Source organism: Vibrio sp. 1F279 (assembly GCF_041439815.1).
GTDB classification, from domain to species: Bacteria; Pseudomonadota; Gammaproteobacteria; order Enterobacterales; family Vibrionaceae; genus Vibrio; species Vibrio tasmaniensis_A.
This window is the reverse complement of record NZ_JBGOOU010000005.1, coordinates 78,095-91,738: the sequence shown is the minus strand read 5'-3', so window position 1 is coordinate 91,738 and position 13,644 is coordinate 78,095. Positions and strand designations below refer to the sequence as shown.

The window sequence follows — 13,644 nt, the reverse complement described above, 5'->3', positions numbered from 1 at the left end:
GGCGAAAATTAAGTGCTACAGACTGTTAAAGTCAATAGCCTTTCTTGACACTAAAATCTTAATTTATGACCAATTAAAAGCCAATTTTCAGACAATTAATCTGCATTTATTTTTCCTAGCAGAATAACTCGTCGTACCTTACAATCCTGCCACATAAAAATTACAAATTACACACAAGGCATATCAAGCAAATTTAAGTGGCGTTAAAGACCACCAAAGCTTAGATAGCTCAACTCCCCCAATGCACTCATGGCTACCCTACATTCGCTATGATTGCAGACATTAACGTGAAAGGTCCCGAGTAAAGATGAGTCCCGAAAAGCACCTCCTAGACTGGCAAACTAGTCAAACTATTGCTGAATCAATCGCTCCTACTTTAGGTCAGTTGTACCGCCAAAAAGGCGTTGAAGTTATCCTCTTCGGTAAAACACTGGTTAACGCAACAACTATCGACATCATCAAAGCTCACCGCATCGCAAAACGTTACACAGGTTCTCCGCTTACCGCAGAACAGACTCAACCCATCATTCAACACCTTCTCTCTATGGACTTGTCTCCATGTCGTATCGATGTTGGTCGCCTTGCTCATACATTCTGGCAAGATCGCGAAGACACACACGGGTTGGATGATTTCCTACAAACTGCACTTTTAGAATCGCTTGAAGGCGAGGCGATGACAGAACCTCGCGATGTTGTATTGTACGGTTTTGGTCGTATTGGCCGCTTGCTTACTCGTCTATTGATCGAGAAAAGTGGCCCAGGTTACCCACTGCGTTTACGTGCAATTGTTGTTCGTGGCGGCAAAGATGGTGACTTAGAAAAACGTGCAAGCTTGCTACGTCGTGACTCTGTTCATGGCCAATTCAACGGCAGCATTGTTGTAGACCAAGAACGTAAAGCGATCATCGTTAACGGTAACTTCATCCAAGTTATCTACGCAAACAAGCCAGCAGAAGTGGATTACACATCTTACGGTATCGAGAATGCACTTGTGGTTGATAACACAGGTGTGTGGCGTGACGCTGAAGGCCTAAGCCAACACGTTGCGTGTAATGGCGCAAAGAAGGTTCTACTGACTGCGCCAGGCAAAGGTGAAATCAAGAACGTTGTATTTGGTGTAAACCAAAATGACATTCAACCAGAAGACACGATCATCTCTGCTGCAAGCTGTACAACCAACGCGATTACGCCAGTATTAAAAGCGGTTCACGACAAGTTTGGTGTCCTATCAGGTCACATCGAAACGGTTCACTCATTTACCAATGACCAAAACCTAATCGATAACTTCCACTCAGGTGATCGTCGTGGTCGTGCTGCTTCATTGAATATGGTACTGACATCGACTGGTGCTGCTAAAGCGGTATCAAAAGCGATGCCAGAAATGGAAGGTAAGCTAACAGGTAATGCGATTCGCGTACCTACGCCAAACGTTTCAATGGCAGTAGCAAACCTAAACCTTGAGAAAGGCACAAACAAAGAAGAGTTGAACGAATACCTGCGTGAAATGGCGCTATCTTCAACTTTATCTGCACAGATTGATTACACCGACTCAACCGAGATTGTATCTACCGATTTGGTTGGTTCTCGCCACCCAGGTGTGGTTGACGGTGTTGCAACTATCGCGCAAGACAACCGCGCTGTTCTTTACATTTGGTACGACAACGAGTTTGGCTACAGCTGCCAAGTTGTTCACTGTATGGAACAGATGATGGGTGTTCGTTACAAGACATACCCTGAAGTTTAAACGACTTCGATCTTGTAACTAACTCAGCGCAAACGGCTCCACAACATAATAATTATATCTGCGAAGTCTGTAATGGGCTTTGCAACCCTTCTTGTTTTACTCCCCCGTATAAACAGGAAGGTTGCCACTTAGATCTGCTCTCTCTATCTGATCTAAGTGGCCTTTTTACATCTGTTACTTTAATTTTGGTCTCTATTATGCCAACTTTGTTTTTACCGTTCTAACAAAGCTCGACTTCACATCTGCTACAGCTCAACCTCAACATCTGACTGAATCGTACTCGAACACGCAAGGACATAACCTTGCTCAATCTGTTCTGGCGTCAATGTTTCTTGGCTGCTTGATTCCACTGAACCTTTGGTTACCTTGCACTTGCAAGAACCACAAATCCCACTGCGACAAGCAATAATAATCGGAACGCCAGCTTTCTCTAATGAATCAGCCAATGGTGTACCCGCTTCCGCTTCTACTTCTGCGCCAAATGCAGGAACAAACACCTTAACGGCACCATTTGAATCTGCAGACGCTTCCGCTTGTGACTCTTCTGAAGCTGTATTGCTATTGGCCAATGAATCCGTGTTTGGGTTCGCTGGCGTGAAACTTTCTTGATAGAAATTTTCCATGTTGAATTCTAGTTCTTTCAGGTAGCTTTCTATGTTTTGCATAAAGCCAACTGGGCCGCACAGATAAACAGTTCGGTCTAAAATATCTGGGCTTAGTTTTACTAACCAATTCTTATCTAATCGACCTTGAGGAGCTAGTGTTCCTTCACTGTCTTTTAGCAGCAATTTAAGATTGAAGTTGCTGTGCGCCTCATCTAATTGATGCAGTTCTTGAAAGTAAATGGTCTCACGCTTATTGCGTGCCATGTGGACGAAGTCGATCTCAATATCACTACCTTGAGCCAGCCAATATTTTGCCATCGCCATCACAGGTGTAATACCGCAACCTGCACTCACTAACGTCACTTTTTTCGTTGCTGTCGGCATGCAATCAATACAGTTAAACGCGCCAGCAGGCTTCAATACTGAAACCTCATCACCTTCATCAAGCTCATCAACAATAAAGTTCGAAACCAAGCCACCTTCCACACGTTTCACCGTGAGCTTCAGGCGATTATCTTCAGGACAAGAAGCCACAGAATAGGCGCGATAATCGGTTTTCGTCGGCATATCTAAACCCAGAGTAATGAATTGCCCTGGTTTAAAATTGAAATGTAAGTCTTGTGGAATACTGCCAAGTTCAAAGCTGACCGTATCTGGCGTCTCGTGCCATTTCTTTAAACACACTAAATTGATTGAATCGCTGTCCGACCATGCATACATAGTTCACGCACCTTACTGATGATTAAATGACTAAAGATTTAAATCTAAAAAGCCTCGCAGCTGTTTGTTTTATTAAAAACGTCACAACAACGAGGCTTCAGGTTGGCTTAAATTAAGCCGCTAAGATTGTTTTAAGATCTTGTTCTGGCGTTGAAATAGAACGCATATCGAACTCGTCTTGCATAATCTTAAGTAGGTTTTCAGTTAGGAACGCAGGTGCTGTAGGGCCTGTGTAGATACCTTTCACACCTAGAGCGAACAGAGTAAGCAAGATAACGATCGCTTTTTGCTCGAACCAAGATAGAACCAGCGTTAACGGAAGTTCGTTGATACCACAATCAAACTCTTGAGACAGTGCGATAGCAAGCTGAATCGCAGAGTAAGCATCGTTACATTGGCCAACATCTAACAGACGTGGGATACCGTTAATGTCGCCGAATTGGTTTTTGTTGAAACGGAATTTACCACATGCCAATGTCAGGATTACTGAATCTTCTGGCGCTTGAGCTGTGAAGTCTGTGTAGTAACTACGTTCAGATTTGTCACCGTCACAACCACCCACTAGGAAGAAGTGTTTGATGTTGCCTTCTTTCACTTGCTCAACAACCGCAGGTGCCGCTTCCATCAGCGCGTTACGACCAAAACCGACAGTGATCATTTGCTCGATCTCGTCGTGTTTGAAACCTTCTTGCGCTAGTGCACAATCAATTACTGCGCTGAAATCGTCGCCTTCAAGGTGATCAACACCCGGCCAGCCCACGATGCTGCGTGTAAATAGACGGTCTGCGTAAGAACCTACATCAGGGTTAAGCAGGCAGTTAGACGTCATTACAATTGCGCCAGGGAAGTTAGCGAATTCTTTTTGCTGGTTCTGCCAAGCGCTGCCGTAGTTACCCGCAAGGTGTGGGTACTTGTTTAGCTCTGGGTAACCGTGTGCTGGTAGCATCTCACCGTTAGTGTAAACGTTGATGCCCTTGCCTTCAGTTTGTTGAAGAATCTTTTCTAGATCATGTAAGTCGTGACCAGAAACAAGAATACAGTGACCTTTTTTAGTCTTCACATTCACGGTTGTTGGTTGAGGGTGACCAAAGGTATCTGTCTCGCCTTTGTCTAGCATTTCCATTACTTTGTAGTTCATCAAGCCAATCTGCATTGATGTATCAAGTAACTGTTTTAGATCGGATGGATCTGTACCTAGGAACGCCATGATTTCATGGTATTCAGCAAAAATAGCGTCATCAGTTTGACCAAGAACACGAGCGTGCTCCATGTAGGCTGCCGCACCTTTTAAGCCGTATAGGCAAAGAAGACGAAGACCAATCACATCTTCGTGTTGAGAATCGTGACCACGGTTTACAGCAGCTTGAGGCGCAAGTGCCAATAGCTCTGAAGAATCTGTTGGAAGATCGAACTGTGCTGCTGCAGAAAGCTCTGGAATTTCAAAACCAATCAATGTTGCTGCTGCACGAACTTTTTGCTCTAAACGCTGCTTGAATTCATGAGACTGTTGTGCGAATTCGATAATACGAGCAGGGTCGAAGTTAACGTTAGTCAGTGTTGCGAAGAACGCTTTTGGCGCCCACTCATCAACTTCTGTATCAATAACATCGCAAGCGCGACCTAAGCTTGCCCAAAAAGAAACGCCTTGAAGAGAATGCACCAACACGTCTTGAAGGTCGGATACTTCCGAGGTTTTTCCACACATGCCTTGTGCGAAAGAACAGCCTTTTACGGTTGGGGTTTGAATTGTTTGTTCACATTGAATACAGAACATATAAGGGGCTCCAGTAATTTTTTATTAGCTGTAAGTACTTTGCTTACAGTGACTTATTCCAACCCCTATAGAGCATCAAGCGTGCCAAATTTTAAGTTATTGATTTTATGGAACTTACTGTTATTCCATAATTTTAGTGCGTGATTATGACTACATATAAACTCTCAATCCACACACACCTGTGTCATAGTGACTCTCTGATATTTATTAACGGTGTTCATGTTTCGTTCAGAATGGAAGCGATATAGTAACAACATAGAGAAAAGAGGAATGAATATGAAAAATATATTAGTTACGATTGTTGCGTTGTTTACTGGCCTATTGGCGTTATTCACGAGCTTGATTCTTGCTATTCCTTTAGCTATTGCAGCTTTAATCACTGGCAAGCGCATTCAGAATCAAATGAAAAAACAGGGTTTCGGAGCTCACATGAACACACGTCAATCATCTACCAGTGATGCCGGTGTTATTGAAGGTGAATACGAAGACCTTTCAAGCAGAAAGTAATCTAAACTTCAGTTTCAGACATAGTAAAAGAACAACAGAGACAACATCAAAAAATGCATAGAAATACCATTCTAACGCTACTCGCCTTAACGACTTTAAGTCTCGTTGGTTGTTCCAACGAGACAACGATACCTGCTTACGAAACATCTCCAAACTTGCCTGAATATCAGCAAGACAGCTTTGATGCCTACGTCAATGAAACTCAAGATTGGTTATTGAAAAACCGTGTATTCATGACCAAAGACAAGCAGCTAGAGATTCGACTCAATTCACCCACCGAATACAAACCTGCGGCACCTAACGGTAAGGCAGTTTTATTGGTACATGGTTTAGGTGATTCTCCGTACTCATTTAAAGACATCGCAACGCACTTAGCAGAACAAGGCTACCTAGTGAGAACGGTATTGCTACCGGGCCACGGCAGTCGTGTCGGTGACTTAATGCAACCAAGCTTAGAAGATTGGCAAGGTGTTGTAGCTCATCATACGAAGCTATTGGAGCAAGAGTATGATTCTGTGTGGCTTGGCGGTTATTCAACAGGTGCGAACCTTGTGACTTCACAGGCGATGAACGATCCTAAGATCTCTGGGTTACTGTTGTTCTCTCCTGCGTTTCAACCGAGCTCTTCTGCAGTTCAATATGCGGAGCTAGCAAGCTATTTTGTCACTTGGGCGGATCAAGATCCTGAAGACAATGTACTTCGCTATAACTCACTGCCAATGAATGGTGCTTCGGTTTACTACCAAACCTCAGAAGTGGTTCGTGAGGGCCTTCAAGACAAACACTTTGATAAGCCCGTGTTTATTATGATGAGTGAAGGCGACAGTGTCATTGATACCCACTTCGTTCAGCAGGCATTTACGGAATCCATGCCAAACCCAAATAACGTGTTGATTTGGCAAGGGGAAACCACACTTGACGATCCTCGCGCTGTTCAATACAGCATGAAGATCCCAGAGCAACGTATTTCGAACGGCTCTCATATGGGTTTACTGTTCTCGCCAAGCAATCCTTACTACGGGATCAATGGTAGCGAGAAGATCTGCTCCAATGGTCAAGAGGAAGGTTTTGAAGCACAGTGCAACGCGACAAGTGAAGTGTGGTACTCAGCGTGGGGATATCGTGAAGAAGGTAAAAACCATGCGCGTTTGACCTACAACCCGTACTTTTCAGATTCCATGGAAAAGCTCGATGCGGTGCTGAATTCAGAAGGCTAACAAGCTCAAGTCTTTCGAAACCAATCCATAGAAGTCAAAAAGGCTCAATAGATAACGTCTAGTGAGCCTTTTTAATGGATATCGTTTCTTACCAATATATGGACTACCGCTATATCGTCCACACCACGCGCACAGCGAGCAAAATCAACACCACGCCTGATAATCGATCGATCAACTGCGCTTTTGCTCGAATGCGCTCTACGATCAACGGGCTAGAGAGCACCAAAGTGATAAAGGTATACCAAAGGCCATCAACAATCAGCGGCGTTGAGACAATAATCACTTGATTGCTCAGTTCATTACCTAACGCCACAAATTGGCTAAATAGAGCGATAAAGAACAGAGCGATCTTAGGGCTCAAGATAGAGATCAAGAAAGCTTCGCGAGCAGACTGCATGTAGCTCATCTGTTCACCCGCTTCCAATTTCGCGGCAACTCCACCTTTCGAACGCAACGCGTTTACACCGAGATAGAGCAGATACGCGGCACCCGCTAAACTGATCCCTTTGAACAACATTGGTGATTGCTCAAGCACAACGGCTAAACCGACAATGGTTGCGAACGCGTAGATACCTATACCCGCAGCGTGTGACCAAGCTGCGATAAGTCCGTTCATACGGCCACCAGCCAAACTGTGCTTAGCGATCATCGCCAAGCTTGGGCCCGGAGACATTGCACCCAATAAGCAAATCGCTAATAAAGAAAACCAAATTGTTACTGTCATCATTCCATTCCTAGTAAAACAAAGCGTTCCAGCTGAACACTCTACAATTAATACTCAATACTTAGCGCTTACAATAAGCCGCAGTAGGTATTATTTGAAATCAAAGATTATCATCACTGGTATGATTTGAAATCATACTTATATTGTAACTCGACTTTTGGATGGCTTTAAACGCTTTCTCTCGAGCCCATTTATGGGCAGAGTCGTTGTCATACTTAGGATGCCACATCAGCCAATAGGTATGCATTTCTGTCTCAAACGGCAGCGAAAAGTAAGCGACATCGAGATGTCGACCCAAGTTGTAAGCAATATGCTCCGGCACAATCATCAAGTAGTCGTCTTGCATTAACACGTTTCCCGCCGATGAAAAGAACGGTACCTGCAATGCGATTCTGCGTTTATGTCCCTGTTTCTTTAACGCAATATCCGAATAGCTGTCTTTGTCTCCCCCACCCGTGACTTTGATATGTGAGTAATTCACGATGTCTTCCGAGCTTATGGCTGATTGCTTAGCCAGCGGATGAGAGGCTCTCATCAAACACACCGACTTATCCTCTCCGAGCTTGATACTTGAGACATGATCTGGCTTTTTGGGGAACATACTCGACGCCAAGTGAATACCTGATTCATTGAGCGTTTCAAGAAAGTTAGGCTGCCACAAACGATAAGCCAAGTTGATATGGGGCGCGTCCTTCGACACCTCGGACACAATAATGGGCAAGATATACTGAGCAACATAATCACTCGAAGCCAACACCAATTCACCTTGCCAATCTTGTGGATCAAATGGCTTGTCATCTAAGAGGTGGTCAAACTCGCCCAGCAAGTCATCGAGCTTGCCTTTAAGCAACAAAGCACGGTTGGTTGGAACCAGTTTGTTCCCATCGCGAACCAGAAGAGGATCACCACATAGATCTCTAAGCTGAGCCAGTTGACGGCTCACAGCCGACTGCGTGATGTGCAGACGCTGAGCTGTTCGACTGACATGGCACTCTTCAAGAAGCACATGCAGCGACCGCAGTAAATTTAAATTGATATTACCTAACATCAGCAACCTTAGAGCCAATAAAAATAGAGTGAGTAACAATAAGTTGAGTAAGTACGGACAAATGACGACACGGTGAAGGTAAGCGGTATTAACTCAAGACATATTAAAAGACGAAGTTTGCTTGTTGAAGAATTCAGTTAAGACAGTATGAGTCATAAGATGTCGAAGTTCAGGATAGCCTTGCAGCTGGTCGCGAATTTGGTTCAAACGCTCCATGCTTTCAACTTCAACATAAAGCATCATGTCGGTCTCACCGCTGATAGAGTGACACCACTGCACACCATCAATAGCGTAGATATTTTTAGCGTAAGACTCACAATTATGGTTACTGCTCGACATGTCAAACTTCAAAGAGATATAAGCGCCAACGTTCTTCGGTAAATCAGGCTCGGTCACCTGTGCACTATATCCTGTAATGATCTTATCGTTTTCCAGCTTCTTGATTCTGGCGTTCACTGCAGAGCGAGACAGGCTGACATCTCTGGCGATATCGCTCACTGAGCATCGAGCGTTAGTTTTTAGAATATCTAAAATTTGGCGATCAAATTTATCCATGCTTCTGATTTTTTCCATTTATTGTTCTATTTATAACGCCTAATTTGACACAACTTTCCTACTTATAACAGCCATTATGACCGCCGACACTTTCACGCTTAATCAAATTAATACCGTTAAATTGACGGTGTCTTAAGACGTTTCGCTAGCTGTATTATTGATGTCGACAATGTATGCTTTCAATCTCAGCCTCACAAGACTGCACCATAAAACCGATATCAAAGCCAATAGCAAGGACAGCGAATGACGCAACTCAAACAAGAAATCACGCTTATTTCAGGAATTGGACAACTCTCTACGACCTTGCTTGGCACAGGATTGTTTATGATCCCAGCTATCGCAGCAGGCATTGCAGGGCAGTTATCGCTATTAGCATGGTTAATCCTGTTTATCGCCATTTGCCCGATTGCACTAACCTTCGCAGCATTAGGGAAACGCTACCCCAATGCAGGAGGCACGGCCTATTTTGTGCGCCAAGCATTCAGCGAGCGATTAGAAACCAGTGTAGCTTGGTTGTTTGTGAGTGTTATTCCTGTCGGTATTCCGGCGGCGATTGCATTGGCAGGTGGCTTTGCTCAACAACTATTACCAGCACCACTCGACACACCATTAGGTGCTCAATCCTTTACCATCGCTCTGCTTATTGCCGTCAATTTGATGGGCAGTAAGTCTTCAGGCCGCTTGCAAACCGTGATTGCCTTGTCGATTTTTGCTTTAGTCAGCGCTTTTGTCTGGAAAGCCGACATCACAGCAGCTGACATCGCAGTTCCGACTATGACATCCGATTCAATGTGGTCTATTGGTGCAGCACTGGCGGTTATGTTTTGGTGCTTTGTAGGAATCGAAGCCTTTGCTCACATGGGAGAGGAATTTAAGAATCCACAGCGTGACTTCCCCATCGCCATCATTACCGGGTGTTTCGTTGCAGGCTTGGTGTACTGGGCTTGTTCAGTGGTTATTATCAAGCTAGGCGCTTATGGTTCGCCGGAATTTGATGCTGCCTCTATCCCGTGGGTGACAGAGCAACTGTTTGGCAATGGCTTTAAAACCGTCATCAGTGTACTTGGCTTCTTTGCTTGTTTTGCTAGCCTAAACCTTTACACCCAAAGCTTGTCTCGCATGATTTGGGCTCAAGCTCGCCAACACACTCCGACCAATAAAATGGCGCAGCTCAACAGCCGTGGCGTACCACTTTATCCAACCTTAGCAATCGGCTTTATTGCGCTTATTTCGTGTGTAATCGGCGAGCTGTCTAATTTGGATCTCGAATTCTTTCTTAAACTCGCCAATGGTATTTTTGTTCTAGTTTATCTGCTTGCGATGTTAGCGGCCTGCCGATTACTGACTGGCGCATCGAGATACACAGCCATGATTTCACTGGTCATCTGTACCTTGGTGTTTATCTGCCTAAGTTGGTCGATGCTCTATGCAGTGACTGTTTTTGTGACATTGTCACTCCCTTGGCGCAAATGGTTGGGTAAACCCACCGTCTCTATCGACAAGTTGTAACTCGATTAGTGATGAATCAGAAAATTGTAAACAAGCCCTACCAATATTACTGATAAAAAAGCCGAGCGATCTGTTTGATCTTCGGCTTTATGTCAGCCAGTCGGATATTACCAAACCCCAGCACTGCACCACTCCAATCACGAGCATCACTTGATCCATATTCATAAAAGTCAAAAGGACGAATGATGATATTTTCAAACTCTGCTCTACGGCTCCACTCATGTTCAGATATCCCTTGATACCACTTCACTGTCACATGTAGCCCAGCAGCCTGACTGATCACTTCAAGATCGCCATGAAACTCACTTTTAATCGCTTCTATCATCGCTTCATGCTTGAGTTTGTATGAACGACGCATCTTTCTAATATGGCGCAATAAATCGCCTTCACGTACAAAGTCCGCCAGCGCTTCTTGTGTATGTGAGGCCGTGTCTCCAGTGAGCGCATCTTTAATCTCAAGACACTTCGCCACCAGACTTTCTGGCACCACCAAATAACCTAGTCGCAAGCCATTGAACATCACCTTACTCAGGGATCCGACATAGATGATGCGATCATCGAACCCTAACTTTCCCGCTAACCCTTGCATGCTGGTATAAGGGCGATGAGCAAACTGAAACTCACTGTCGTAATCATCCTCAATGATCCATGACTGATGTTGATTGGCCCAATCGATCAGTTTAAGTCGTTGCTCGGTATTCAAGGTCGTGCCCATTGGGTATTGGTTACTCGGCGTGACATACAGAGCCTTGGCGTTACTGGACAGCACTTTTTCAATATCTAACCCAACCTTTTCACGCACACTCACACCGTCTAGCTCTAGCCTCAACAGATCGATGATTTTATGCACTTGTCGATAGCCGGGCTCTTCCACAAGGATTTTGTCCCCCATAGCTAACGTCGCCATCAAACCAATTGAGATGGCTTGCTGCGCACCTGCGGTGATGATAATTCTATCGGTACTGCAGTGAACCGAGCGACTACTCGCAAGATACCCGCTCAATGCTTCCCTCAAGGCCAAGCTTCCCTGAACCTCTTGATTTCCCGCTATGTTCTGACGTGTAGAGTGACGTTGCAGCAGCCTCTGCCATTTCGCAAAAGGGAACGCATCTAAGTCAGGAACTCCGGGGGCAAAGCTGCGGTTAATGTCGTTAGGTGTCGCTATGTTTGCAGCCGGTTTACTGACTGTTTGTTTAACCTTCGGATCCTGAACACTGTTTGGCTGAGACAAACTTAGAAAGTGCTCTGGTTGTTCAACCGAGACATAAAACCCTGAGCCTTGCTTACTCTCGATATAGCCTTCGGTGACCAGTTGCTCGTACGCATAAATCACCGTATTTCGACTTACCGACAGTTCTACGGCCAACTTACGCGTTGAGGGTAACTTACTGCCCTTACTCCATAAATCTTGAACAATCTTTTCTCTGATCGCATGAAACAAGGCGGTTTGACGCGTGTCATGTTGCTCGTCTAACTGTAGGTCACCGACATCAATAGGCTGCATAACTGGATCCAAATAGTGTTTAAAAGTGGCTCTATTTAATAGACCAGTTAATCGCTACATTAATCAAAAGGCAATGATTAAGGAGCGATTATGTTATCTAGCACGAAAAAAACCACGATTAAAAAAGGGGCTCACAAAGCCGTATTTGAACAAGAGAAACTTCATCAAATCATAGATGAGAGCTTAATCGCACACATTGCATTGCAAGGCGAACATGGACCAATGGTTATTCCAATGCTCGCGTGGCGAGTGGATGATATGGTCTACATCCATGGTGCTAAAAACAGCCGCTTGTTGAAAGGCTTAAAAAAAGGAGAGCCAACCTGTTTAACGTTCACTTTGTTCGATGGTTGGGTGTTAGCTCGTTCGGCATTTCACCACAGTGCGCATTATCGTTCTGCAGTGGTGTTGGGGTCATTTTCAGTCATCGATGACAACCAAGAAAAAGATCGCTTATTGAACATCTTCATTGAGCAAATCGCGCCGGGAAGAACCGACGAAGTCAGGCTCAGTAATGAGAAAGAGCTCACCGCCACCGAGCTATTGGCGATCCCTTTAACAGAAGCCTCCGTGAAGATAGGTAAACATGGAGTGAATGATGATAAAGCTGATATGGATATCCCGGTATGGGCTGGCGTATTACCTTATCGAACGGTCGTTGGGCCATTAGAAACCGTTCCAGAGCAAGAAGGCATCATTGAAACACCAGATTACCAACAAGCCTATGGTGAGCGCTGGTATCAGAATTGATACGCAAAGATGGTCAACTTAATAAAATTGCATACAATCTGAGCTACAAAAGATTCAACATAGCAAAAGAATGTAGTCAGACGATGAGAACGAATAAGGATATTCTACCATTTGAAGGCTTGCTCAATGGCATTGGGCAAGTCTATTTCACTCCGTCGGTCATGACGTCGTTTCTGCTATTGTTTGCCATTTCTATTGAGTCACTTGCGCTGGCTTTTCTTACCTTGTTTGGCGCCAGTTGCAGCTATGGATTTGCCTTACTGACCAATAAACCGTCTCATGATATTGAGAATGGCATGTATGCGCTAAATGGCGCTTTAGTTGGTTTATTTATCGGTAACTTTTTTGGTGTCACCCCATTTTTGGTTGTAGTGACAATGTTAGGCGTATTACTCACAGTACCTATTGCCCGCATCGTATTCAGTTTTAAGAAATATCGCGGTTACACTAGTGCCTTTATCCTCACCAGTTGGCTGATTTATGCTATCCAATCAGCCTTGGATCTATCGGCATTTTCTCCATCCAACTCCGCATTGATACCCATCATCAGTCTTGAGGTAGACTCGTGGTTCAGCTTACCAACAGCGGTGCTCCCGTTATTGAAAGGGATCAGCCAAGTCAGCTTTATCGATAATGCACTATCGGGTCTAGTCATCTTGGTTGCCATCGCACTCAACAATATCAAGCATGCGCTATGGGTAGTACTCACAGTGTTAATCAGCACTGTTTTTAGCCACATGATTGGCGCTTCTGGCGCGCTAATTGAGCAAGGTCTTTACGGGTACAACGCCACTCTTGCCACTCTAGCACTTGTGCTCTATCCGCGAATTCCTTGGCCGTTAATCCTATTAGGCATGCTGTTGAGCTGTCTCATCACACTTGGTTTTCATGAACTGTCACTGCTACCACTTACCGCGCCTTTTGTCCTTAGCACTTGGATAATCGTTTACCTATCCACTCATTTTAAAAAGCTAGATGAAGACTAAT

General features: G+C 44.5%; 12 protein-coding genes. 6 read left to right on the top strand and 6 right to left on the bottom strand.

All coding sequences use genetic code 11. The annotated features are described in order from the left end of the window. The first annotated feature begins 307 nt into the window (after window positions 1-307). Entirely contained in the window at window positions 308-1,744 is a 1,437-nt protein-coding gene (locus ACED60_RS05830; protein ID WP_009845680.1) for a glyceraldehyde-3-phosphate dehydrogenase, read from the top strand. Between the two features lie 245 nt (window positions 1,745-1,989). On the opposite strand, the gene ACED60_RS05825 is transcribed toward ACED60_RS05830, so the two are convergent. Together ACED60_RS05825 and hcp are read right to left on the bottom strand one after the other, a co-directional pair. After that, on the bottom strand, window positions 1,990-3,069 hold the full coding sequence (locus ACED60_RS05825) for a hybrid-cluster NAD(P)-dependent oxidoreductase (protein ID WP_065112734.1): 1,080 nt from the start codon (window positions 3,067-3,069) through the stop codon (window positions 1,990-1,992). A 112-nt stretch (window positions 3,070-3,181) separates the two neighbouring features. Beyond that, a complete protein-coding gene (hcp, locus tag ACED60_RS05820) occupies window positions 3,182-4,843 on the bottom strand; it encodes a hydroxylamine reductase (RefSeq protein WP_012600311.1) in 1,662 nt (553 codons plus the stop codon). A gap of 276 nt (window positions 4,844-5,119) precedes the next feature. Between hcp and ACED60_RS05815 the strand changes: the two genes are divergently transcribed. Both ACED60_RS05815 and ACED60_RS05810 read left to right on the top strand, forming a co-directional pair. Beyond that, complete coding sequence (locus ACED60_RS05815) at window positions 5,120-5,350, top strand: hypothetical protein (RefSeq protein ID WP_029222888.1); 231 nt, start codon at window positions 5,120-5,122, stop codon at window positions 5,348-5,350. A gap of 53 nt (window positions 5,351-5,403) precedes the next feature. Further along, the gene (locus ACED60_RS05810; protein WP_012600309.1) at window positions 5,404-6,567 is read left to right on the top strand and encodes a carboxylesterase; all 1,164 of its coding nucleotides are present in this window, start codon (window positions 5,404-5,406) and stop codon (window positions 6,565-6,567) included. Between the two features lie 109 nt (window positions 6,568-6,676). Here the strand turns inward: ACED60_RS05810 and ACED60_RS05805 are convergent, their stop codons facing one another. From ACED60_RS05805 to ACED60_RS05795, 3 genes are all read right to left on the bottom strand, one after another. Next, on the bottom strand, window positions 6,677-7,291 hold the full coding sequence (locus ACED60_RS05805) for a LysE family translocator (protein WP_009845685.1): 615 nt from the start codon (window positions 7,289-7,291) through the stop codon (window positions 6,677-6,679). Between the two features lie 100 nt (window positions 7,292-7,391). Then, the gene (locus ACED60_RS05800; protein ID WP_012600307.1) at window positions 7,392-8,339 is read right to left on the bottom strand and encodes a LysR family transcriptional regulator; all 948 of its coding nucleotides are present in this window, start codon (window positions 8,337-8,339) and stop codon (window positions 7,392-7,394) included. Window positions 8,340-8,432: 93 nt separating this feature from the next. Then, window positions 8,433-8,894, bottom strand: a complete 462-nt coding sequence (locus tag ACED60_RS05795; RefSeq protein ID WP_012600306.1) for an Lrp/AsnC family transcriptional regulator — start codon at window positions 8,892-8,894, stop codon at window positions 8,433-8,435. Window positions 8,895-9,137: 243 nt separating this feature from the next. Here ACED60_RS05795 and yjeH point away from each other — a divergent pair, with 243 nt between their 5' ends. Beyond that, window positions 9,138-10,403, top strand: coding sequence for an L-methionine/branched-chain amino acid transporter (gene yjeH, locus ACED60_RS05790; protein ID WP_012600305.1), 1,266 nt, complete (start codon window positions 9,138-9,140; stop codon window positions 10,401-10,403). A gap of 46 nt (window positions 10,404-10,449) precedes the next feature. Here the strand turns inward: yjeH and ACED60_RS05785 are convergent, their stop codons facing one another. After that, window positions 10,450-11,907, bottom strand: a complete 1,458-nt coding sequence (locus ACED60_RS05785) for a PLP-dependent aminotransferase family protein (protein WP_009845689.1) — start codon at window positions 11,905-11,907, stop codon at window positions 10,450-10,452. A gap of 90 nt (window positions 11,908-11,997) precedes the next feature. Here ACED60_RS05785 and ACED60_RS05780 point away from each other — a divergent pair, with 90 nt between their 5' ends. Continuing rightward, on the top strand, window positions 11,998-12,657 hold the full coding sequence (locus ACED60_RS05780) for a pyridoxamine 5'-phosphate oxidase family protein (RefSeq protein ID WP_371727116.1): 660 nt from the start codon (window positions 11,998-12,000) through the stop codon (window positions 12,655-12,657). 83 nt (window positions 12,658-12,740) lie between these two features. Beyond that, a complete protein-coding gene (locus ACED60_RS05775) occupies window positions 12,741-13,643 on the top strand; it encodes an urea transporter (protein WP_371727115.1) in 903 nt (300 codons plus the stop codon). Window position 13,644: the final 1 nt, after the last annotated feature.